Raw genomic sequence first — 22,754 nt, 5'->3', positions numbered from 1 at the left:
ACGATGAGTAAAACCCCAATCCCTTACCGGTTTCCCGCGTTACATACTGATGAGGCGTTTTCGGTCGAGGAGACCGATAAGGCGAGTGAAACCGTCGAGAGTCATTCACTGATCGACGAAGCGAAGCAGGCCGGCTTCCAGCAAGGTTTGGCAGAAGGGCATGCGCAAGGCGTTGCGCAGGGACTTGAACAAGGCACACAGCAAGGCTACGAACAGGGCTACGCGTCAGGCATGGCGAGCAGTAAAGCGTTATTCGAGCAAGCCAGCTCACCGATAACCAACCTTGTCGAGGCACTCAACCATTTCACCCTTCACGCCGAACAACAGCAAAAAGAGGCGACCTTAGCCTTAGTGACCCGTATAGCAGGGCTAGTTATCCAACACGAGTTGGCGACGCAACCTGAGCTATTACTGACATGGATCGAAGAAAAAGTGGCAGACGAGCAGTTGGTGGCCGCGACCTTTACCGTGAGAGTGGCTGAGGCGGATTATCACGCCTTACAACGTTTGGCCCCAGAGAAAATCGACCTATGGAAGCTACAACCCCAGTCGGATCTTCCTCGTGGAGAGTGTGTTATCGATACGGCGGAGCAGCATTTTGATCTGGGCTGTCAGCAACGGCTTGAGAGTTGTTTAGCCACGCTTGAACAGAGTCTCACCCCCAAGAGTAACGAAGGATGAAGGGACTTGAACGCGCCCTCTCTTCACTCGGGGCCATTCCGTTAAGTCAAGATTTTGGCAAATTATGTCGGGTCACTGGGTTATTAATGGAAGTCAGCGGCTGCCCTTTAGCGATTGGCGAGCGTTGTGAAGTCGAAACCGTCGATAAAAAAAGGGTGATCGCTGAAGTGGTTGGCTTCAACCGTGAACTTACGTATTTAATGCCGCTTCATAGTCTGACAGGATTAAGGAGTGGGGCGAGGGTACTGCCCTCTACTCAGCATCCAAAGTTAAGCCTAGGGCTGGCGTGGTTGGGGCGTGTGGTCAATGGATTAGGGGAACCTATCGATGAGAAAGGCCCTGTCACTGGCAGTGCGACGCTTCCCCGCCACTTACCTTCCATCTCGGCGTTACGACGTCGCCCCATCTCAGCTCCTCTAGATGTCGGGATTCGCGCGATTAATGGTTTATTAACCTTAGGGCGTGGTCAACGGGTAGGCCTGATGGCCGGAAGCGGTGTGGGCAAAAGCGTGTTACTCGGTATGATGGCTCGCGCCACGGATGCACAGATAGTCGTTGTTGGATTAATTGGTGAGCGCGGGCGAGAAGTCAATGAGTTCCTGTTGCATACACTTGGGGAAGAGGGGTTAAAAAAGGCCGTTGTGGTGGCTGCTCCTGCCGATGAAAGTCCCTTGATGCGCTTAAAAGCGACGGAACTTTGTCATGCCATCGCCGCCTTTTTTCGCGATCAAGGCTATCATGTATTATTGATGATCGACTCGCTCACCCGCTATGCCATGGCACAGCGCGAGATCGCCTTATCTCTTGGTGAAGCGCCGGCAACTAAGGGCTATCCAGCGTCTGTCTTCTCGTTAATCCCACGTTTAGTGGAAACGGCTGGCAATAGTGATAGTGAGGGGAGCTTAACGGCGGTTTATACGGTATTGGCAGAGGGGGATGATCAGCAAGATCCTATCGTCGATGCCGCTCGGGCTGTCTTGGACGGGCATATTGTCTTGTCGCGAACCTTGGCGGAAATGGGGCATTTTCCGGCTATCGACATTGCTCAATCCGTAAGTCGCTGCATGGGATTAGTGGCCACTAAGGAGCATCGTGATTTAGCGCGAAGCTTGAAGCAGCATTACAGTCGTTATCTGGAGATCAAGCCGATGATAGCCCTAGGGGGGTATGTTGCGGGCGCCGATCCCGACGTTGACCGGGCGATGCAATTCGCCCCGGCGATCACGCAATTCTTGCAGCAATCGGATCAGCAGTTAAGCCCGCTTAGCCAGAGTTTGCAGGAACTCGCCACTGTTATGCAGGGTGAGCGATGAGTGCCCCCCTTCCAGCCCAGCTCAAGGCGCTAGAGCGCTTAAGGCTGCAGCGCCGAACAACGTGCCAACAACAGGTCAACGCACAGCTTCACCACGTACAGCAGATGCGTATTAAGTTGAACACCTTACAGCACTTTATCGATTCTCCCATCCCTTCGCTGAGCAATGGTCTCGCGTTACGAAACCATGAGAATTATGTGCAAGAACTGCGGCGGTTATATCAATGGCAACAGCAACAATGTCACTCTGCGGAGCAGGAATTAGCGCGACGACAAGCTCAGCTTATCGCCAGCCATCGTCAAGAAAAACAACTTGAGCAGTATTGCCAAGGGGTAACCGAGACTCGGGAGAAGCAACAACAGCGGCAGGATCAAAAGGTAAGTGACGATGTTGCGGCGTTACGTTTTAATCGAAAAGCTTAGCCTAGGCTTTCGGGATGATAAAGCCAAGCGGCGGGGTCACTCTCAGGCAACCACTCTGTAAAGAGGCTGTGCTGCATCTCGAGGAGTTGTTGATTAGCGTTATTCGCGTGCTGGCAGCGCTGTAATTTCGTGAGGAGATCACGCCAGATCGTAAGCAAATGCTGCTGTGCCGCAGGTGCAAGGCCTTCGAGTAGCTGGCGCATGCCATGCTGGTCGGCACTCAATGATAGCTGTTGTAAGCCCCGAATGCGTTGCTGAGCGTGTTGATGAATGTGTCGATAATGTTGCATCAGCTGCTCAGTGTGGCTTTCAAGCTGCGAAGGCGTAAAGCTGATAATAGCCTGACGCTGCGCGGAGAGCAGGGTTTCGATCTGCTGAAAGTGTTGGTGATCATCCAATAAATCGGCCACTAGCTGGCGAACAATATCGATCCGTTTCATTCCGACCTCTGAAAGAACGCGAGCATAGAGCGAGCGAGAGCCTCGCTATCGAGTCCAATTTCACCTCGGCTCAAGGCTGCTTTGACTTCGGCAACCTTATCGAGATCGACCTCAGGCAGTTGTGCCAACTGGTCACGCGCCTGCGTGAGCGTCTGTTCTGTCGAGGGCGAAGATATTTTTGGCGGCGCAACGTTGTCACTGCTCTCGGTTTTCGCCGGCTGAGTCGAAGCGATGCTGACTCTGTCATTGGGCAAGGTTGGGGTTAGTTTTATCATAAAAAAATCTCCATTTATGACTTACAACGACTCGGGGAGCGGAGAAATTAAGTCATCTCATCATTTTTATTCAATTATACGGATCAATACCTGTTGAGCATCCCTCACCGTTCCGCTGATGATTCGGCCGCTGCCACTATTTTTGACGCGAATCGTCTCACCTTTGCTGCCATTCTGTAAGGCGACCCCACCTGTCGTTAACTCAAGCCCCTCTTGCTGGATAACCAGGGTAACCGCTTGATTGCGATGGATGAGTGTAGGCGAGCTAAGGAGGAGGGCGGTCAAGGGTTGCCCAGCGGTTACTGCTCGCTTAAGCGTCATCTGTTGCGCCGCCTCGATTTGCGTTATCACGCCAATCCGTGCGCCGGGTTTCAGTACCACCGGCATGACCTGCACATCATCGGCTGTTAAGGTCGTCCCGGCTGGCAAACCGCTGACTGCTACCACGGCAGCCAGATGTATTTCGACATTAGCCTGCGCCCTTATTTTCCACGAACCACTGGTCGAGTGACAGCTGATAACCAGCGGGAAGCGGGTAGGCGACTGAGGAAGTAAAGGTGCCGTGAAGACGAGAGGAGTGCTACAGGGGGATAATCGGTTATTGGCATTGAACAGTTGTACGCTGGCGCTACTGCTCACTGATTGCCACCCTTGCTGTTGGCCTACTTGCTGGATTTGCTGATCGATCCATTGCGTCGCTTGCTTCTCGATCGGCAGCGCTGCGCAGGCAAGGTTAGCCCATGTCCCGATAAGACTTGTGCAGAACGTCATCATGGCGAGGCGGCGAAAGCGGAAGTCGCGTTTCCTCTTTTTGATTGGCATGGATTTAATCCATTGAAATATAAGCCAAAAAAAATATTTTATTTATTGGCATAGAAATTGCTTAACGGTATTAGGGATTAAGAATAGGGCTTCTTTTAATGAGCATATCTTTCAGCCGTGCGTTAGGCAATAGCGTGCAGGCCATCGACTTACGATTACAACGGTCTGAAATTTTAAGCAGCAATTTAGCGAATACGGATACGCCAAATTATCAAGCCAAAGATATTGATTTTTCGGCTGAAATGCAACGACAGCGTACAGAGATGACCTCTCAACCGGCGCAGGTGTTGTACCGCGTCCCTCAGCAAATCGGGGCGGACGGCAACACGGTCGAGTTACATACCGAGCAAGCGGCCTTTGCCAGTAATAGCCAGAGTTTTCAGGTAAGTTTATCGTTCCTTTCGATGCAGTTAGCGAGCCTACAAAAGGCCATCGAAGGGAAAAGCTGATGAAGAGGAGTGATGATGGGATTTAATGCGATTTATCAAATTGCCGGTTCGGCAATGAATGCACAAATGATTCGCTTAAATACTGTTGCCAGTAATTTGGCGAACGCTGATACGCCAGCCTCGTCGGCAGACAGTGTCTATCAGGCGCGCGTTCCTGTTTTTAGCGCGGTGATGAGCCAAGCCTCATCAGAGGTGAGTGCAGGGGAAAGTGTTGCTGTCACGGCAATCCGCCAGCAACCTGGTGCTGTCGCCCGCTTCGAACCGAATCATCCTTTAGCGGATGAGCAAGGCTATGTCTATTATCCGGCAATCAATACGGTCGATCAGATGGCGGATATGATGTCAGCTAGCCGTAGCTTCGAGACTAATGTTGATGTGCTGACCAACGTTAAAAGTATGCAGCAGAGCTTATTACGCCTCGGCGAGGTGACCTAATGAATATCAGTAATAGCGCAACGACAACGACCACCGCCAGCACCAGTGGCACGACCACCTCGACCAGCGGTAACAGTCAAATTAGCGATATGTTTTTACAGCTTCTGGTGGCGCAGATAAAAAACCAAGACCCGACTAATCCCACGGACGGCAAAGAGTATGTCAGCCAATTGGCACAATTAAGCCAAGTACAGTCCATGGATAGCATCTCAAGTTTAATGACCAGCACTTCTCGGCAAGTCAGCTCGTTACAAAAACAGAGCATCGGCGCGTTGACTGGACAAAAAGTGATGGTGGCGACAGACCAGTTATCGACGGATGGTACCACCGCGGTCACAGGTCGGCTAACACTGGCTCATGCCGCATCACAGGTCACCTTAACGCTGAAAGATTCGGCCGGTAATAGCTACCCCCTTTCCCTCGGCGCAGCCTCAGCGGGTGATATGAGTTTTACTGTCGATCCGAACGCAATCGGGCTTCCGGCGGGCACTTATAGCCTGAGTGTTACGACAGATAATAATCAAAATAATCTCTCTACCGAACTATTAGGGACGGTGAAAGCGGTACGTTTTCCGCTGTCTGGCAGTGATCCAGTCTTGAGTTTGCAGGGGATTGGCGACGTTGATTACAGCACTATCACCCAATTTACGATGGCATAGCCTTCGATTCCGTTTAAGGACACTAAAGATGAGTTTTAATATTGCGATTCGTGGGCTGAATGCGGTCAGTGCCCAGCTAGATACCATCTCAAACAACATCGCCAATGCCGACACGGTTGGCTATAAGTCTGGTCGCGAAAATTTTTCGGCATTATACGTCAACGGCAAAGGGGATGGTGTACTGGATCAAGGCGTTCAGCAAAGCTTAAATACCAACGGATCGGTGATCAATGGTTCCAGTAGCTTGGATTTAGCCATCAGTGGCAAAGGCTTTTTTGCCTTACAAGATACCGATGGTAGCCAAAAATTTAGCCGCGCCGGGTATGTACAAGTCGATAAAGACGGGTACTTAGTTAATAACGCCGGACTGAAATATCAAGGCTATCCAGCGGGAACAACTACGGGTGCCGTCTCGTCCATAATGATTCCTTCAACACGTAATGATGGCTCCTTAAGTGACGTTAATCTCGATGAAAAAGGGAATGTTCAGGCGACCTATAGTAACGGTGAGACGGCCACGGTAGGTCAAGTCGCGCTTGCCAGCTTTGCCAATATGGATCAGTTGGAGCCTGAGGACGGTACCTTATGGCGTGCTACCGAAGGCTCAGGCGCGGCACAATTTGGGGTGGCTCAAACGGGCGTACTGGGTAGCTTACATAACGGCTCTCTCGAATCCTCGAACGTTGATATAACCAGTGAACTGGTGAACTTGATGAGTGCGCAGCGTAATTACCAAGCCAATACCAAAGTGATTAGTACCGACAGCAGCATGTTTACTGCCCTGTTCCAAGCCATCTAATGGATAGATTACTCTATACCGCGCTCAGCGGGGCGAATGTGGCGCAGCAGCAGCAGCAAATCCATGCGAATAACTTGGCCAACGTCAACACGGAAGGATTTCGCGCAGATTATGCCTTGGCACAGCAGCAAGCGTTGTCACAGCGAGAGAACGAAACGCGTATATTGAGTGCAGAGCAGCCTTCTGGGGTGGATTTGTCGACGGGAGCAATCCAGTCAACAGGGCGTAATCTCGATGTGGCCATTCAAGGGCACGGTTATCTCACGTTAGTTACTCCGACGGGAGAAGCCTATACGCGAGATGGCCAGCTAATGGTTGACCAACAAGGGCAAATGTTTGCACATGGCTATCCGGTAGCCGGTGACAATGGTCCGATCGTCTTACCCCCTTTTTCTTCGGTTAGCATCGGTGCAGATGGAATCATTTCTATCGTGCCGCAAGAGAGTGGTAATACCACGCCAATCGAGGTTGATCGGATCAAATTAGCCAGCCCTGCTGCAACGAGTCTTTCGAAAAATGCACAAGGTCTGCTAGTGAGCAGTAATCGTATGAATCCTGTGGATGAAACCATAAGCCTGGCATCAGGGCATCTCGAAGGCTCGAATGTCTCGGCAATCGGTGAAATGCTGGCGAGTATGGCGATCAACCGTCAATTCGAAGCACAGATCAAAATGATGAAGACCGCCGACGATTTAGCGTCAGCGGGGAATCAGCTACTGAGAAATAGTTAAGCGAGCGTAAAGAATGAATCCAGCATTATGGATAAGTAAAACCGGTCTCAGTGCTCAAGATGCGCGTCTGACCTCTATTTCCAATAACTTAGCCAACGTAAATACTACGGCGTTTAAAAAAGATCGTACCTTATTCGCGGATCTGTTCTATCAAAACCAACGCGCTCCGGGTAGTCCACTCGATCAGCAAGATAATACCCCCATCGGTACACAATACGGGACAGGGGTGAAAATTGTAGGCACTCAAAAAGAGTTCAGTGTCGGGAATATCCAAAATACCGAACAAAAATTAGATGTCGCCATTACCGGCGAGGGTTTTTTTCAAGTGCAACTCGCCAATGGCGATATCGGTTATACCCGTGCGGGAAATTTCCAGCGTAATCAAGATGGTGTACTCACTACAGCACAAGGATTACCCCTGCAACCGCAAATCGATATTCCGGCCAATACTACGGATATCCAGATTGGAAAAGATGGTACGGTGCGCGCAACGGTTGCCGGTCAAACCGACCCCGAAGAGTTAGGGCAGCTGACGCTGGTTAATTTTATGAATCCCGCCGGGCTAGCGGCGCAAGGCGATAACCTCTATCAGCAAACGGCGGCCAGCGGCGAACCGACGGAAGGAACGCCCGGCGAAGATGGCTTGGGGCAGTTGGAGCAAGGCGCGCTGGAGGGGTCCAACGTACAAGTGGTGGAAGAGATGGTGGATATGATCACGGTACAGCGTGCCTACGAGATGAACGCCAAAATGGTCTCTGCAGCGGACGATATGCTGAAGTTTGTGACTCAAACGCTATAGGAAAGACAATGCGCTACCCGTTGCTCGTGATGATCGCCATGGTTTTTTTGCTCTCAGGATGCGAAAGCTCGCCCTATTTAGTTAAAAAAGACGATGAAGCCTACGCGCCACCGGATGAAATTTTGGCGCCGACGCCCACCACTCACGGTGGAGGGGTATTTTCCACAGGATTCAATTGGTCATTGACGCAAGACAGACGCGCCTATCGCGTTGGCGATATTCTGACGGTGAGGTTGGATGAAGCGACACAAGCCAGTAAGCAGGCCAAGACCGGTTTTGATAAGAAAAATGATACAACTTTCGGCATCCCGAATGTATTCGGTCACTCGGTAAACAGTCTTTCAGCCTCAGTGGATGGCGATCGAACTTTCAATGGTAATGGTAGCTCACAACAACAAAATAGCTTGAAGGGCTTTATTTCGGTGGCCGTATACCGGGTACTAGCTAACGGTGTGTTGGTGATACGCGGTGAGAAGTGGTTGACCCTCAATCAAGGGGACGAATATATCCGCATCACCGGCTTAGTCCGTGCAGATGATATCGACCGTGATAACTCTGTGAATTCGCAACGTATTGCCAATGCACGTATCTCCTATGCCGGACGTGGGGCATTAAGCGATGCAAACAGCGCCGGGTGGCTTACGCGCTTCTTTAATCATCCACTTTTCCCAATGTAAGGGGCTTTCAGTGCGTTATCGACTTCCACGCTGGTTCTGGCTATCGTTACTCTTTCCCACCTACGTCTTCGCTGCGCGTCTGGGCGATCTGGTCGATGTGGAAGGTATCCGCGGCAACCAGCTTATTGGTTACAGTTTAGTGGTGGGGCTGGATGGAACGGGGGATAAAAACCAAGTCCGTTTTACCAACCAATCTGTGACGAATATGCTGCGTCAGTTTGGGGTACAGTTACCCGCCAAAATTGATCCTAAGGTAAAGAATGTCGCGGCAGTGGCTGTCAGTGCGGTGTTACCGCCCGGTTACAGTCGAGGTCAATCGATCGATGTGACCGTCTCATCGATCGGCGATGCGAAAAGCTTACGCGGTGGCACGCTACTCTTAGCGCAATTACGGGGAGCAGATGGCGAAATCTACGCGCTGGCCCAAGGAAGTGTGGTGGTCGGCGGGATGCAAGCTCAAGGTAATAGCGGCTCAAGCATCACCATTAACACGCCGACCGCTGGGTTGATCCCCAATGGGGCGACCGTCGAGCGGGAGATCGCGACGGACTTTCAGAGCAATGATCAGGTCTATCTTAACCTCCATCGTCCCGAGTTTAAGACCGCCAACAATATCGCTAGTGCGCTGAATCAAAACTTTGGTTACGGCACCGCGACAGCTGAAAGCGCAACGCGTATCGCCGTCAAAGCCCCGCTTAGTCCTGGTAGTCGAGTCGCCTTTATGTCTGCATTGGAAGATATTGAGGTGACGCCAGGCAAAATGTCGCCACGTGTCGTGTTTAATTCGCGTACCGGTACGGTCGTCATTGGCGAAAATGTGGTGGTCCACGCTGCGGCGGTCTCCCATGGCAGCTTAACGGTGACCATTCGCGAGTCAAACGCCGTTAGCCAACCGGGACCATTGAGTAACGGTCGCACGGCAGTTACGCCGCAAAGTGAACTCAGGGTTAACCAAGGCAATGGTCATAGTGTGGTGATCCCGAACGCGACCACGCTACGCAGTATTGTCAATGCCTTAAATGGTCTGGGTGCAACGCCTGACGACATTATGTCGATTATGCAAGCTTTGCATGAAGCCGGTGCGTTAGAGGCGGAATTGGTGGTGATATGACAATTTCATTAACGGGATCACTTGGCCTAGGTGAAGCACTGGTACCTGGCGATATCGGTACCCAGCAAAAGCCACACAGCTTATCGCAAGCGGCTGAGCAGTTCGAAAATCAATTTCTTAGACAGATGATTAAAGAGATGCGTCATGCAACGGATGCACTGGTTAAAGACTCGCCAGTGGATAGTAAGCAGCAGGCTTTATGGCGTGACTTTTATGATGATCAATTGAGTGCCAATCTTGCGGCGACCCACTCTACTGGCTTAGCTGAAATGATCGTCAAACAGCTTTCTCCTAAGATAACCCCTTCAGAAATCGACACGAGCGGTCGTTCTGACTCGGTAGAACAGAAATTTAGGGACCAACGCTGATGATGAACCTTTTTACTATTGCCGCCCAAGGTGCACAAGCCGCCCAGAACCAGCTCTCTGTCAGCGCGGGAAATATTGCTAATCAGCAAACGGCAGGCTATTCCCGCCAAGCGATCACGCAAACCGCATCGGTGGTGGGCAACCTTGGCAACGGGGTAAAGACAAGCGATGCTAGCCGTATTACGGATCAAACACTCAATCAAGCCTTATGGCATACCCAGAGTGCGGTAGAGTATTACCAGTCATTGAACAGTTGGGGAACCTCATTAGAAAAGGTTATCTCCTCCAGCACCACACAGCCCTCAACGCTATTGACCAGCTTTTTTAACTCAGTCAGCGCATTAACTAGTCAGCCTGACTCTACGGCGTATCGGCAGCAGCTGATCAGTAGCGCGACCAGTTTAGCTAATGGCTTATCGCAAACCAGCCAAAATCTTGCTGATCAGCAGACCAGTATTGGCCAACAACAGCAGTCTACGCTTCAGCAAGTTAACCAACTCTCTTCGCAAATTGCGGACCTTAACCAGCAGATTGCACGTTTAGGGGATGGCGCCGAGAGTAATAGTTTACAGGACCAGCGTGACCAACAGGTTAAGACACTGAGTGGATTGATTGCGATATCGGTCGAGAAAAGCGAAACCGGCAGCTATACCTTAACCACTCAAGGGGCGACATTGGTTGCGGGAAACCAGGCGGCGGTGATCTCTTCCAGCACGGATACGCAAGGGAACGCGCAATTACAGAGCCGTATGGGACAAACGTCATCAACCTTATCCACGGCCATGGGTGGACAGCTGGGGGCCTTGTATGACTATCAACAGCAGGTGCTTTCACCGTTACAAACGCAGGTGACGGACTTGATGCACTCGGTGAGTGAGCAGGTTAATAACACCTTGGCTAGCGGCTATGACTTACAAGGTGATCAAGGTAAGGCGTTGTTCACTGTCTCAACAGATAGCGCAGGGGTGGCTCGACTTGCGACCACCGACTTAACTCCCGCACAGTTGGGACTATCGCTTGATAAAACAACGCCCGCAAACGGCGGTAATCTTACAACGTTAAGCGGGCTGCAAACGGCAAGCGGTGTTACTGATCAGGCCACGGCGATCACCAGCCACTTAGCCTTGGCAAATAGCCAGAGCAGTAATCAACTCGCGGTGGCCACTGCCGTCAACCAGCAGTGGCAGCAGCAACGGGACAATTTAAGCGCGGTGAATGAAGATGAAGAAGCCGTGAACCTGCAAACCTACCTACAATCCTACCAAGCCAATATGAAGGTTATGTCAGTAGGCAACCAGCTATTTAGCGAACTCTTAACACTATTTAGCTAGCGGAGGCGATTATTATGCGTATCAGCAGTCTCAGTCAGCCACAAAGAATGTTGGCCACCTTAGAAGCGAGTAATACTCAGATACAGAGGTTACAGGATCAGTTGGCCACGCAGCAAAAGCAGACGCTGCCCTCGGAGGATCCGCTCAATGCCGCGCGTACGGCGGCGGTAACACAACAACAGGCGTTAACCACGCAGTACCAGCAGAATATTACCTCGGCAAACGATGCCTTGACCCGTCAAGATACACTACTCAGTAGCATGAGTGATCAGGTGCTCTCTTTACAAGATCAGCTGCGCAGTATGAATAGTGCGACACAATCGACGACGCAGACGGCGGGTTATATGGCTCAACTCTCCAGTTTGAGTGAAGGGATCGTCAATCTACTTAATAGCCAAGATGCCCAGGGACACTATATTTTTGCTGGTACCAATAATACCCAACCCCCAGTGGTCAAGGTGGAAGGCGAGTACCAATGGCAGGGTAACGATGAAACGCAAAGCGTGCAGGTGGGGCAACAACAACGGATGAGTGCCGGTACAGCGGTGAGTTCGTTGTTTGCTGCGGGGAGCGACCCGCTGAGCTTGTTGAATCAGATCGGTAAACTGACACAGTCGTCGAGCCAGTCCTTACCTGATAGCTCGACGCTTTCAGCCTTGATTCAACAGAGCAGTGATGCGTCGGATAAGGTCAGCAGTGCCAGAGCATCGATCGGTAGCAGGCAAAATCAGCTTACACAGCTCTCGGATATGTATACCGATCTGAGCGCAGCGAACAGTGAAGTCCTAAACCATCTGCAAAGCACGGACACTGCTGAAACGACGCTGCAATTACAATCTTGGATGAAGACGGTCGAATACAGCAGTAAGGCGTATGGTCTCATGAATCAGTTTTCTCTCTTTGACGTGATTTAACCATGTTATCACCACTCTCTTCTGGAACCTTCAATCGCCCCCTGAGTAGTGAAGGGGCGACGCGCTCCCAACCTTCCGCTGTCCCGACGACCCACGAGGTACTTGAGCGGGTTGCTTCATCACGACAGGGGCTACGGTTTCCGGACGAATTGCTGATCAGTCGTGATCCTCAGCGCTTCAATACGCAGTTAAATCTACAAATAACCGCGGTACAGCGCGCCAGCGACTATTTAAACGAAGCAGAGCTGTCGCTGAGAGGCTTGGCACAGACGATGAGTCGAGATAAGCGACAGCGACAGCTGCACCGCGCTCGTCAATGGGTTGAACGCCGCGTACAGTTATCCGGTGGGACGGTAGACCGCAATTTTACCGCCTGCCTAGACCGTCCAGCACAGATCATTTTTCAGTGCGAGGCGTTAGACCCTTTATTGGTGATTGAGCAACGAGAAATCATCACTTTTGCCTTGGGCGAAGGGACATTCCGGCGCTGGGCATCACTGGTAATCACGGCAGAAATGTCGTTAGGACAACGACTTTTCGCGCTGAATCGTGCGTTAGGTCAGTTTAGGATCTGGTGTTATTACGATCTGCCGACCCAGCGTTTATTATTTACGCTGCCTGAAAGCCAGTGGTTATCCATGGCAACTTGGACCGTTCGAGGGGGTGGCAACTGTTTCGCGGCCGACAGTTTGACGGTCTTACGCCCACAACCCATCCCCTGTTTCGAACAGCAGCTACACCAGCTACTCACCAATGACACCACCGCGGCTGGACTAAACGCTGAGCAAGCGGTTCGACACTTACAGCAGGAAAGGCAAAAATTACTGCGGCAACGCCAACAAGTCGATCAACAGCTTGCACAACGCGACCTCCCGGTAGAGGGCCAGCAAGCCTTACGCATGGCAAAGCTTATTCGTCAGCAGCTCTCGGCATGCCAAGGGGGATTTCGAGGTTTAAACCAAGCCTTACAATGCCAAGCAAATCTACCGACCGCTGTGGTGTATCAATTAATTGTTGGTGAGTAGAAAATATTTAGCCTAGCCCTTTATTTTTGTGAGACGCCAGTCGTTATTAACTTTTGTTACTACTTATCGTCCACTTTTGAAGGAGCCGTCAGATGGCTATTACACTTTTTACTAACTCATCCGCGATGTCTGCCAGCAATGCACTACAAAAAGCGAACTCGACCCTGTCGAGCGCGATGGAGAATTTAGGTACCGGTAAACGTATTAACAAAGCGTCTGATGATGCGGCGGGACTGCAAGTCGCGACCCGTCTGCAAGGTCAAACCAATGGTATGGCTGTCGCTCAGCGTAATATTGCCGATGCGTCCACCATGTTGCAGACTGGGGAAGGGGCGATGGATGAAGTCAGTAATATCATGTATCGCATGAAAGATCTGGCGACCCAAGGCGCCACTGATACCAATACTGCGGATAGCCGTAAAGCGATCGATACTGAGATGGATAGCCTGAAAACAGAGCTTAACAGCATCATGAGCAATACCTCTTATGCGGGTAATAAGTTATTTAGCGATACAACGAAAGATGGGAAAACAACTACAGCCAAGATGGGCGCAGAGATGACGTTCCAAACTGGCTCGGAAAGCGGTGAAACCACTAAAGTGGACGTTTCGAGTCAATTGAACAGTGTTTTGGGAAGCATTAGTTCACTGTCTGGGGCGACAGTTTCTGACACAACAACGAAGGCAGATGATGGTACGACTTCCACAACCAGTGGTACAACTAATGCCAACGCTCTTATCGATACTCTAAATACCGCATTAGATAATGTCTCTAGCCTGCGTTCTTCGTTCGGGGCTTCAATCAATGGCCTTAGCCATGCCTCCGCTAACTTAACCAATATGAAAGACAATACCGATCAAGCTCTGGGTAATATCCAAGATGCCGACTTTGCATCGGAAGCATCAAAAATGACTCGTAGCCAAATGCTGGCACAAACCAGCACCTCTATGCTTAAGCAGTCCAACAGCATGTCGAGCTTAGTGATGAGTATTTTAGGTTAAGACTTTTAGTGAGAGGGAGTGACCCTCGGCTTTCCTCTCGCCAATAAAGCGGAAGATCGTCTTCCGCTTTGTCGTTTCTTAACAGCCATGGTGCGGCGCTTGGCTAGTTGGCATGATATTTGCTTAACATGGTCTTGTGAAGCCGATGCCACGGCGTGTTGATTAGATTTTCAAGCGGGTATAACCACCATGACCGATATCAGTTCCCTTGATCCGCAAACCCTCGCGACGCAAATGGCCGGTTACGATACTCAAGCGTCGCAAAGTGCCGTCACTAAGCAGCAAACGTCACTGACCACGCAGAGTAATAATCTCAGCAAATTAAAAACGGCACTCACCACTTTTCGCAGCAGTATGGCTAGCTTGAACAGTACCACGCAAGGGATGTTGGCGAATACGGCGACCTTAAGCCAATCAACCGTGGCGACAGTCACGACCACCTCGCAAGCCAATCGCGGGACCTACTCACTGACCGTTAGCCAGCTAGCCTCTGCCCAACAGACGGCGTATACCGGCTTAACCGACGAGATGGTCAAACAGGGGAGTGGATCCTTGACGCTCGCGATTCAAGATAAAAGTATCTCAATTGATATGGGGAAGTTAACCTCGTTGGCTGATTTTGCCGATGCCGTCAATCAAGCAACCGATAACCCGGGTGTGACTGCCTCATTAATTAAAACCGACGGCAAGGTCCAACTGATGCTGAGTAGCGACGAAAGTGGTGTCGCCAATGCGCTAACCTTAACCACCGACCAGTTGGATAGCCAAACGGCGGCGGCGCTTAACCAAGGTGTAGCGATCTCTGCGGCGAAGGATGCAAAAGTCAGTATTGGCTCACTTGCATTGAGTAGTAGTTCTAACAAATTGGACTCGCTGATTGAAGGTGTCACGATCAATCTACAAGCGGTTACCGCAACGGATACTCCTTTAACCATTACCGTAGGCACGGACACCAGCACAACGCAAAAAAATCTGCAGAGCTTCGTCGATGCTTATAACAGTCTACGTACAGTATTAGATACTCAAGGCTCGGCGACCGGTGGTAACGATGGCTTAGTCTCCTCACTGAATACTGAGTTAAATAGCGTGATCCGCGGAACGGCCAATGGCTTCGATATGACCCGCTTTGGCGTGACCTCTGATAAAGACGGCAAGTTGACGTTAAACAGCGATACGCTGAAAACACAACTGGGTAAAAATCCGCAATCGATCAATCAATTTTTTAATAGCCAAGGGCTGCTCTCGACTATTGATAAATCGATGAATAACTATCTCAGTACCAGTCATGGTGTCTTACAAAGTCGCCAAGAGGTGCTTGATCGGCAGCAGAGTGAGGTCACCGATCGGCAAACGAAAATTACCACTCGCTATAACGATGCCTATAACCGCTACTTAACGCAGTTCACCAAATTAAAGAGCGCGATGCAGGATATGAACAATACCCTGAGCAGCTTATTAGGTTAACGAGACAGACTATGTACAGTAATGACACCCTTGATGGTTATGACTACCTTTCTGCCGATTTGGAGCGTCAAGTCGCCACGGCAACCCCTCATCAGCTCGTGCTAATCATGTTTAGCGGACTGATGGATGAGTTAGTCAGAGCAAAAAGCCATATTCACGCGAAACGCTATGAACAGAAAGCGCACAGTATTAATCGTTGCATCGATATTCTCAATGCGCTGAGTAGCGCGCTGAATCTTGAACAGGGGGGCGAATTAGCTAAGTCGTTGGCCAGCCTGTACGACTACGCTGTCCGTTGCCTCTATGAGGCTAGCCATCAACTCTCGATTGAAAAAATTACTGAGGTAGAGGCGTTATTGGCGGAGATCGAGGCCGGTTGGCGCGAGATGGCGGTATAACATGTTGGATGATCAGCGCTTGAAACAGTTAGTTCTCGCGATAAACGAGGCTATCCGCATACAAGACTGGGATGCCTTGTCCTGTGCGAACCAACGGCTCGCCTCTAGCTTACAGGCTGAGGGCGTGACGGATCGGCAACGCCAGCAACTCCAGCATTTCTATCGTATTGGCTTGGCCGAATGCCAACGTCACGCCGATACCTTATGGCAGAAAATTCAAAAAACGCTGGATGACCGCGAAGCAATGGCTGCATACGCCTGTTTCGGGGATCCCGAGAGTTTCTCGGGATAGCTGCATGAACATAACTCCGTTAGCCTCTGCAACCTTGATATCGTCTTCGGCTCCGGTAGTCTCGATCTCCGAGGGGTCGGGACAAGCTGAGTCGTCAGCGGGATCCTTTTTACTCTCCACAGCAGTGGCAGATTCGCTTCCTCGTGATGCGGCTGATCCGGTTACGGAAAGTGGCCTGAGTGTCGAAAAAACGCAACCGCTGTTGGACAGTTTACAGGCGCAATTTGCTTACTGTGAGGCCATCGGCCCAAGGCAAAGCACCGACCGCTTAGCGGCGGACACAGAGACGCAACCGCTAGCCAGCTTGCCAGTGTTGGGCCTTTCCTTGAATACAGTGAAACGTCGAATGAATGACGAGTCGGTGACAAGGGATAATCCAACCACGAGTGAGGCTGCCCTTACGTCAGAAGCGCTAGATGAAACCGCTGTACCGGCCCTCTACTTTTTCCCGCAACCGGCTGAACATTCGGTAACGGGCCAAAGTGATCATATCTCACAGCCATTACTCAGCGCAGACGGTATGCCATCCCCTATGGTCGTTGAGCATACGCCAGCCGAGGCCTCAACGGCTGTATCGTCTTCGGGTACGGCGTACACCGCGCACAATCCTTCGCTGAAAACCTCCGGACAGGACGCGTTAACTTTACCGCTGACGTTGAACCTCGATCAAACGGGGTATGCGCAGCCATTAGTCACCGCGCTCAGTGGTCATATCACCTGGCAGATTTCTCAACAACAGCAGAGTGTCGAGCTGCAATTGCACCCAGCTGAACTCGGGGCGATGACGATTACGCTGCATATGAATGCCAGCGCGTTACAACTGCATATCCACGCAGAGGTACCTGAAACCCAGCAACTGTTACAACAAACGGTGAATGACCTGAAAGAGAGCTTAACCCTGAGCCAAGGTGGCCAAGTCGCCGTCGATGTTTCGTCGCAGGGACATCAACAACGGCGTCAGGCTCCGCAGCCACAGCATTCCGAGGTCATTTCCGCTAATCACCTTAGCGTTACCGATACTCAGGCGTCGGCGACCGACCACTCCATTTTAATTACGCTATAAGAGTCCACCATGAAGAAATCCCTGATCATTGTCGTAATCGTTCTCCTGCTTGCCGTGATGGGAGTAGGGGGATGGTGGATAATCGCTGATCATAAAACGGAAAATAAAGCGTCACAGGGGATGGGCAGTTGGTTTAAGAGTAAGCCCCCTCAAGCCAGTTTTATCGAAATAAAAGACTTAGTGATCACGTTACAGGCGGAAGAGAACCGCCCACGTTACCTGTTACTTGATGTTGTCTTGGTGGTTCGAGGGGAAGAGCAATCAACGCAATCTCAGGCCTTTGAACCGGCAGTAAGAAGCGCGACGGTTACGTTGTTAAATAATCAGCCTTTCGAAGAGGTGCGATCGCGTAAGCTTTTGTCGTTGCACGATCAATTACTTAAGCGCTATCAAGACGAAGCGGCGCACCTTGGCTTTCAGGCGCTTCCCTTTGACGACATCATGATCAGTAAGATGGTTTTCCAGTAAGTGGACAGCATGTCAATCAATGGCTATTTGCAAACTGATGCACTTACGGCACAGCAGGAGGCTGATTATATTCAGCAGTATCTGCCATTAGTAAATAAAATTTTACGGCAGCTGAGTTATCACGCCAATACAGTCGTCGATAGCCACGATTTGCAGCAAATTGCCTTAGTGGGGCTATTAACCGCCCTACGGCGATATGGCATTCCCGATGCGGAATTTCCAGGCTATGCCAAATACCGGATCCGTGGCGCAATTCTTGATGAGTTACGTCAGGCCGACTGGCGGCCCAGAACGTTGAGGCAGAAAACCCATCAACTTTCGCATCAAATTCGGCAAATAACCCAAAAGCTGGGGCGAGAACCAGATTTTGCCGATCTGCAACAGGCGTTAGCCTTGGATGCAGAAACCTATCATGACTATCTTCAAAGCGAATATTTAGCCAGCGTAGAAAGCCTCGATGCGGTGATGGAGGGGGAGGGCGATGCGCAGTTCGGTACGCATCGTGATAACCCTGAACGTTTTTATGCCAGACAGCAACAACTCTCGCAGGCGATAGCGGTATTGGACCCACGGGAACAGTTAATCCTGACGCTTTATTACCATCATGAAATGAATTTTAAAGAGATCGCCTTGGTATTGGAAATCAGTGAAGCGCGTGTCTGTCAATTAAACAAGCGATTAAATGATAAATTGGTCGCCCATATAAAGCAAAGTGAGTCAGTATGTTAAAGATAGGCGGAATACTTATTGTATTTATCTGTTTAATTTGGGGATACCTCCACTCTGGTGGTCGCCTCGTCGCCTTTTGGCAGCCGGGAGAGATTGTGATCATCATGGGCTGTGGAATCGGCACCTTAGTGCTTGCCAATTCTGGCTCAGTACTTAAACAGATCCTCGCACAACTCAAAGAGGTCATGCGTAAGAGCCGCTACAACGAGGTGTATTCGCAACAACTCTTGATGCTGATGTATGAGCTACTGGACAGCGTGCAAAATGGTGGATTAAGAAGCCTAGATAACCATATCGAAAACCCTTCTGATAGCGAGCTGTTTCAACGTTATCCCCTTATTGCCAGCGACCCCGAACTCTGTACTTTTATTGCGGATAACTTTCGCATGATGGCGATGGGAAAGATTAATGAACATGAGCTAGAGGGGTTATTAGAGCAAGAGCTTAACTCGGTCGAAGAGAACCTGTTGCAAGCCTCGCGATCCTTACAACGAATGGGCGAAGCAATGCCCGGCTTTGGGATCTGTGCCGCAGTACTCGGTATCGTTATCACAATGCAATCGATTGATGGATCGATTGCTGTGATTGGCGTAAAAGTAGCGGCAGCCTTGATTGGTACCTTCCTCGGCGTATTTATCTGCTATTGCCTGATCGATCCCTTAGCCAATGCGATGGAACAATTGGTGAAGAAGAAGATGACCTCTTTCGAATGTTTACGCACCATCATGGTCAATCAAGTGGCGGGTAAGCCACCGCTACTCGCTGTGGATGCGGGGCGTAAAATGTTACCTGTAGAGAGTAAACCGTCTTTCACGCAGCTGGAAGGCTGGGTCGATACACGTCAGGATGCACAAGCGGCATGAGTGGGCGTCAGAAAGGTCACACGACGATCATTAAACGCAGTGCACGCCGTGCCCATACAGGCGGGCATGGCGGGGCATGGAAAGTTGCTTTTGCTGACTTTATGCTAGCGTTAATGTCTCTGTTCATGGTGATGTGGATTATGGGTCAGGTCTCAGAGAAAGATCGAAAAGCCATTATGTATACCTTAAATAATCAGTCGATCTTCGATAGCCACTCTTTCAGCCCGATTTCGTTTTCTGCTCACGATCCGGCGTCCGCCAATGCGCCAGAAGTGACGCCTAGCGCGGAGGGTAACGCCAGTGTCTCACCGCAACCTGTAGCCAGTACGGTAACCGATCCGGCTAAGCAAGTGGATGCAGACCAACAACACTTACAGCAAGCACTGCAAAGCCTGATGATAGGTAAGCAAGCACAGAGTAATATGCGAATTGAACGCCTCGCCCAAGGTATACGAGTCGTGGTGAATGATGACCAGCACCGTATGATGTTTGAGCGCGGCAGTGCTAAAGTGACGACCTATTTCCAACAGCTGTTGGCAAGCCTCGTGCCAGCATTGAAGCAGAGCGGATCTCATCTAATGATTATCGGCCATACAGATGCGACCCCTTATCAGCAAAATCCATTTTACGATAATTGGAGTTTATCCGTTAACCGTGCGCAGTCTGCACGGCAGGTGCTATTACGCGCCGGGATTGAAAGCGATAAGATCATCCAGATATCGGGGGTGGCCGATCAGAAACTGCTGGATCCGCAGCAGCCGACCAATGCGATAAACCGCCGTATAGAATTTATTATTCTCTCTGCGGCGGGGCTATCTGCTTGGGAGAACTCCTTTGCTATACCTGCTACGCACGCCATTCCGACATCGTCAGCGCACGAGTAGTGAGTAGGCAGTGCGTTATTTATTAATTGTAATAATAATGCTTGTCATCCCCCAGGCTTATGCCGAGATGCCCCCGAGTATCCCTCAGCATAGCGCCGACAAACAACAGCGCGAAAGGAATCGGCTGCGCTTGTGGCGGCTGGTAACGCATCATCAGGCAATGCATACCACCGCGATTGCGCCTGACGCGGAAGAAGATAAAAAACGGCGTCGGCAGCACTCACTTTGGCTGTTAAATCGAGGCATTATCCCAGGGGAAAGTGGCTTGGGGTGGGCACTATTATCCCCCGATGAGTTACTACGAGAAACCGGATCGCCGAAATTATTAGCCACGCTTGAAAAGGTGATCGATACCTTGCAGGCCCAGATAGGGCTTCCTTATCGTTGGGGAGGGCAAACCCCTAATCAAGGATTTGATTGTAGTGGGCTGGTCTGGTTTGCGTTCCGAAACTATGTTAACTGGCCGCTTCCTCGAACGGCCAGTACGCTATTTAGCGATAGACGGATGCGCGCCGTTGCCCCAGGACAATTACGCCGAGGGGATCTACTGTTTTTTACGATTCATCGACAAACCGCTCCCGACCACGTAGGCGTTTATTTAGGTAACCACCAATTTATTGAAGCGCCACGCACCGGCTTAGCGATTCGGATAAGTCAGCTTGATGCACCATTCTGGCAACAGCACTTTGCTGGGGCTCGCCGTGTCTTAACGGAATGGACACTCCGTGACCAGTTAGGCGACAACGCGAGTCAGTGAATAACTAATTTTGAGAACGTTATCGATTTTTCTAGTCACACTAGTTGGCCTTCCGCTAGGGTGTCATAAAATTAACGCCATTAATATCCAGCACAAGTGAGGGTCGTATGTCGAAAGCAGAAGTTTTTCATCTTGGTTTAACAAAAGCCGATTTACAGGGCGCGACACTAGCCATTGTTCCTGGGGCGCCTGAAAGAGTCAGGAAAATTGCCGAATTAATGGACAATCCACAGCCGCTGGCTTCGCATCGCGAGTTCACCTCTTGGCGGGCAGAAATCGACGGACAGGCGGTGATCGTCTGCTCGACCGGGATTGGCGGGCCTTCTACCTCTATTGCGGTGGAAGAGTTAGCACAATTGGGCATCCGTACTTTTTTACGTATTGGTACAACTGGCGCGATACAACCGGATATTCAAGTGGGTGATGTATTAGTCACCACCGGGGCGGTCCGACTTGACGGCGCAAGCCGTCATTTTGCCCCAATAGAATTCCCGGCGGTGGCCGACTTTAGCTGTACCACCGCTTTAGTCGACGCGGCAAAAGCTTTGGGGGCCTCGACCCATATTGGTATTACGGCCTCTTCCGATACCTTCTACTCCGGCCAAGAGCGCTACGATACCTATTCCGGTCGAGTGGTCAGTGCTTTTCAAGGGAGTCTACAAGAATGGCAACTGATGGGGGTGCTTAACTATGAAATGGAATCCGCGACACTATTTACTCAGTGTGCAAGCCAAGGCCTACGGGCAGGCATGATCGCAGGCGTAATTGTCAACCGGACACAGCAAGAGATCCCAGACGAAAGCACGATGCAAAATACGGAAAGTATGGCCGTACGTATTGTCGTCGAGGCGGCGCGTCGCTTGCTATAAACGCTCTCGCTTTATTAGGTAGAAAACGTATAGTGTTGCTATTAGCTCAATTAACCCATGAGGTGGATTGTAATGATAGCGACACTGTTAACGTTTAGCCTTGCAGCAATACTGCTAACCTTGACCCCTGGACTCGACACAGCCCTTATACTCAGAACCTCTATCGCCGAAGGCCGCAAAAACGGCTTTAAAGCGGCATTAGGGATTAATGCGGGATGCTATATTTGGGGGACCATTGTGGCGCTAGGGCTGGGTGCTCTGCTTACTGCCTCGCAAGTTGCCTACGACTGTTTAAAATGGATCGGCGCCGCTTACCTATTCTGGTTAGCGATACAGCTTATTCTTGCCCGCCCCCAACCCTTGACGATCACCCCGGCGAGCCATCAACTTAAAACGACAAATTGGTTTTTGCGTGGCTGTTTGGGGAATGTATTAAACCCTAAAATTGGTATTTTTTACGTCAGCTTCCTGCCGCAATTTATCCCGGTAGGGCAATCACCCGTGATATGGACCTTCTTGCTGGTCTCTATTCATGTCGCGATCGGGACCTTATGGTCAACGGTACTAATCAATATTGCTGCCAAAGCGTCAGGGTATTTACAGCAGCCGAAAATCATTCAGTGGATGAATCGTGTTACGGCAGGCGTATTTATATTGTTTGCTGCAAAACTCGCGTTCAGTTCGCGCTAATACATTAAAATATTAAGAGGGTAAC

General features: G+C 50.6%; 30 protein-coding genes. 27 read left to right on the top strand and 3 right to left on the bottom strand.

Annotated elements, in window-relative coordinates; genetic code table 11:
- Positions 1-3 precede the first annotated feature (3 nt).
- The 3 genes from MKR94_RS07760 to MKR94_RS07750 are packed head-to-tail and all read left to right on the top strand — an operon-like array spanning position 4 to position 2,416.
- Positions 4-681 carry a FliH/SctL family protein gene (locus tag MKR94_RS07760; protein WP_241646407.1) on the top strand — a complete coding sequence of 226 codons (678 nt, stop codon included), beginning with the start codon at positions 4-6 and terminating at the stop codon, positions 679-681.
- Positions 678-1,994, top strand: coding sequence for a FliI/YscN family ATPase (locus tag MKR94_RS07755; protein WP_241646406.1), 1,317 nt, complete (start codon positions 678-680; stop codon positions 1,992-1,994). The genes MKR94_RS07760 and MKR94_RS07755 overlap by 4 nt, the downstream gene beginning before the upstream one ends.
- Positions 1,991-2,416, top strand: coding sequence for a flagellar FliJ family protein (locus MKR94_RS07750; RefSeq protein WP_241646405.1), 426 nt, complete (start codon positions 1,991-1,993; stop codon positions 2,414-2,416). Before MKR94_RS07755 ends, MKR94_RS07750 begins: the two co-directional genes overlap by 4 nt.
- Here the strand turns inward: MKR94_RS07750 and flgN are convergent.
- From flgN to flgA, 3 genes are all read right to left on the bottom strand, one after another.
- Positions 2,413-2,856: a flagellar protein FlgN gene (flgN, locus tag MKR94_RS07745; RefSeq protein WP_241646404.1), complete on the bottom strand. Its 444-nt coding sequence runs from the start codon at positions 2,854-2,856 to the stop codon at positions 2,413-2,415. The two genes, MKR94_RS07750 and flgN, sit on opposite strands and share 4 nt — an antisense overlap.
- Positions 2,853-3,131, bottom strand: coding sequence for a flagellar biosynthesis anti-sigma factor FlgM (flgM, locus tag MKR94_RS07740; RefSeq protein ID WP_241646403.1), 279 nt, complete (start codon positions 3,129-3,131; stop codon positions 2,853-2,855). The genes flgN and flgM overlap by 4 nt, the downstream gene beginning before the upstream one ends.
- Before the next feature lie 66 nt (positions 3,132-3,197).
- Positions 3,198-3,953, bottom strand: a complete 756-nt coding sequence (gene flgA, locus MKR94_RS07735) for a flagellar basal body P-ring formation chaperone FlgA (protein ID WP_241646402.1) — start codon at positions 3,951-3,953, stop codon at positions 3,198-3,200.
- A gap of 98 nt (positions 3,954-4,051) precedes the next feature.
- Here flgA and MKR94_RS07730 point away from each other — a divergent pair, with 98 nt between their 5' ends.
- From MKR94_RS07730 to MKR94_RS07615, 24 genes are all read left to right on the top strand, one after another.
- Complete coding sequence (locus tag MKR94_RS07730; protein WP_048911222.1) at positions 4,052-4,402, top strand: flagellar basal body protein; 351 nt, start codon at positions 4,052-4,054, stop codon at positions 4,400-4,402.
- 15 nt (positions 4,403-4,417) lie between these two features.
- Positions 4,418-4,837, top strand: a complete 420-nt coding sequence (flgC, locus tag MKR94_RS07725; RefSeq protein WP_241646506.1) for a flagellar basal body rod protein FlgC — start codon at positions 4,418-4,420, stop codon at positions 4,835-4,837.
- The gene (locus MKR94_RS07720) at positions 4,837-5,496 is read left to right on the top strand and encodes a flagellar hook capping FlgD N-terminal domain-containing protein (protein ID WP_241646401.1); all 660 of its coding nucleotides are present in this window, start codon (positions 4,837-4,839) and stop codon (positions 5,494-5,496) included. Before flgC ends, MKR94_RS07720 begins: the two co-directional genes overlap by 1 nt.
- A gap of 28 nt (positions 5,497-5,524) precedes the next feature.
- Complete coding sequence (locus MKR94_RS07715) at positions 5,525-6,295, top strand: flagellar hook basal-body protein (protein ID WP_241646400.1); 771 nt, start codon at positions 5,525-5,527, stop codon at positions 6,293-6,295.
- Positions 6,295-7,026 (top strand): flagellar basal-body rod protein FlgF, encoded by a 732-nt coding sequence (gene flgF / locus MKR94_RS07710; protein ID WP_241646399.1) that lies wholly within the window; start codon positions 6,295-6,297, stop codon positions 7,024-7,026. The genes MKR94_RS07715 and flgF overlap by 1 nt, the downstream gene beginning before the upstream one ends.
- 13 nt (positions 7,027-7,039) lie before the next feature.
- Entirely contained in the window at positions 7,040-7,825 is a 786-nt protein-coding gene (flgG, locus tag MKR94_RS07705) for a flagellar basal-body rod protein FlgG (protein WP_241646398.1), read from the top strand.
- Positions 7,826-7,833: 8 nt separating this feature from the next.
- On the top strand, positions 7,834-8,502 hold the full coding sequence (flgH, locus tag MKR94_RS07700) for a flagellar basal body L-ring protein FlgH (protein WP_241646397.1): 669 nt from the start codon (positions 7,834-7,836) through the stop codon (positions 8,500-8,502).
- 10 nt (positions 8,503-8,512) lie between these two features.
- Positions 8,513-9,613, top strand: a complete 1,101-nt coding sequence (locus MKR94_RS07695; RefSeq protein WP_422047514.1) for a flagellar basal body P-ring protein FlgI — start codon at positions 8,513-8,515, stop codon at positions 9,611-9,613.
- On the top strand, positions 9,610-9,981 hold the full coding sequence (locus MKR94_RS07690; protein WP_241607451.1) for a rod-binding protein: 372 nt from the start codon (positions 9,610-9,612) through the stop codon (positions 9,979-9,981). Before MKR94_RS07695 ends, MKR94_RS07690 begins: the two co-directional genes overlap by 4 nt.
- A complete protein-coding gene (flgK, locus tag MKR94_RS07685) occupies positions 9,981-11,312 on the top strand; it encodes a flagellar hook-associated protein FlgK (protein WP_241646396.1) in 1,332 nt (443 codons plus the stop codon). Before MKR94_RS07690 ends, flgK begins: the two co-directional genes overlap by 1 nt.
- A gap of 14 nt (positions 11,313-11,326) precedes the next feature.
- Complete coding sequence (locus tag MKR94_RS07680; RefSeq protein WP_241646395.1) at positions 11,327-12,226, top strand: hypothetical protein; 900 nt, start codon at positions 11,327-11,329, stop codon at positions 12,224-12,226.
- Between the two features lie 2 nt (positions 12,227-12,228).
- Positions 12,229-13,251: a hypothetical protein gene (locus MKR94_RS07675; protein ID WP_241646394.1), complete on the top strand. Its 1,023-nt coding sequence runs from the start codon at positions 12,229-12,231 to the stop codon at positions 13,249-13,251.
- A 92-nt stretch (positions 13,252-13,343) separates the two neighbouring features.
- Positions 13,344-14,252, top strand: a complete 909-nt coding sequence (locus tag MKR94_RS07670; protein WP_241646393.1) for a flagellin N-terminal helical domain-containing protein — start codon at positions 13,344-13,346, stop codon at positions 14,250-14,252.
- A gap of 189 nt (positions 14,253-14,441) precedes the next feature.
- A complete protein-coding gene (fliD, locus tag MKR94_RS07665) occupies positions 14,442-15,716 on the top strand; it encodes a flagellar filament capping protein FliD (protein WP_241646392.1) in 1,275 nt (424 codons plus the stop codon).
- An 11-nt stretch (positions 15,717-15,727) separates the two neighbouring features.
- Positions 15,728-16,114: a flagellar export chaperone FliS gene (fliS, locus tag MKR94_RS07660; protein ID WP_241646391.1), complete on the top strand. Its 387-nt coding sequence runs from the start codon at positions 15,728-15,730 to the stop codon at positions 16,112-16,114.
- 1 nt (position 16,115) lies between these two features.
- Positions 16,116-16,406, top strand: a complete 291-nt coding sequence (locus MKR94_RS07655) for a hypothetical protein (protein ID WP_241646390.1) — start codon at positions 16,116-16,118, stop codon at positions 16,404-16,406.
- Positions 16,407-16,410: 4 nt separating this feature from the next.
- Entirely contained in the window at positions 16,411-17,469 is a 1,059-nt protein-coding gene (locus tag MKR94_RS07650) for a flagellar hook-length control protein FliK (RefSeq protein WP_241646389.1), read from the top strand.
- A gap of 9 nt (positions 17,470-17,478) precedes the next feature.
- Positions 17,479-17,937, top strand: coding sequence for a flagellar basal body-associated FliL family protein (locus MKR94_RS07645; protein WP_241646388.1), 459 nt, complete (start codon positions 17,479-17,481; stop codon positions 17,935-17,937).
- A gap of 9 nt (positions 17,938-17,946) precedes the next feature.
- Positions 17,947-18,666 (top strand): FliA/WhiG family RNA polymerase sigma factor, encoded by a 720-nt coding sequence (locus MKR94_RS07640; protein WP_241646387.1) that lies wholly within the window; start codon positions 17,947-17,949, stop codon positions 18,664-18,666.
- The gene (gene motA / locus MKR94_RS07635; protein WP_214217875.1) at positions 18,660-19,529 is read left to right on the top strand and encodes a flagellar motor stator protein MotA; all 870 of its coding nucleotides are present in this window, start codon (positions 18,660-18,662) and stop codon (positions 19,527-19,529) included. Before MKR94_RS07640 ends, motA begins: the two co-directional genes overlap by 7 nt.
- On the top strand, positions 19,526-20,413 hold the full coding sequence (locus tag MKR94_RS07630; protein WP_241646386.1) for a flagellar motor protein MotB: 888 nt from the start codon (positions 19,526-19,528) through the stop codon (positions 20,411-20,413). Before motA ends, MKR94_RS07630 begins: the two co-directional genes overlap by 4 nt.
- Positions 20,414-20,450: 37 nt before the next feature.
- The gene (locus MKR94_RS07625; protein WP_241646385.1) at positions 20,451-21,170 is read left to right on the top strand and encodes a C40 family peptidase; all 720 of its coding nucleotides are present in this window, start codon (positions 20,451-20,453) and stop codon (positions 21,168-21,170) included.
- 107 nt (positions 21,171-21,277) lie between these two features.
- Positions 21,278-22,039 (top strand): uridine phosphorylase, encoded by a 762-nt coding sequence (gene udp / locus MKR94_RS07620; RefSeq protein WP_099823106.1) that lies wholly within the window; start codon positions 21,278-21,280, stop codon positions 22,037-22,039.
- Between the two features lie 66 nt (positions 22,040-22,105).
- The gene (locus MKR94_RS07615; protein WP_241646504.1) at positions 22,106-22,729 is read left to right on the top strand and encodes a LysE family translocator; all 624 of its coding nucleotides are present in this window, start codon (positions 22,106-22,108) and stop codon (positions 22,727-22,729) included.
- The last annotated feature ends 25 nt before the right edge of the window (positions 22,730-22,754 follow it).

Origin of the sequence: Rosenbergiella metrosideri (genome assembly GCF_022602565.1) — a bacterium.
GTDB classification, from domain to species: Bacteria; Pseudomonadota; Gammaproteobacteria; order Enterobacterales; family Enterobacteriaceae; genus Rosenbergiella; species Rosenbergiella metrosideri.
This window is presented reverse-complemented; position numbering and strand designations above follow the sequence as displayed.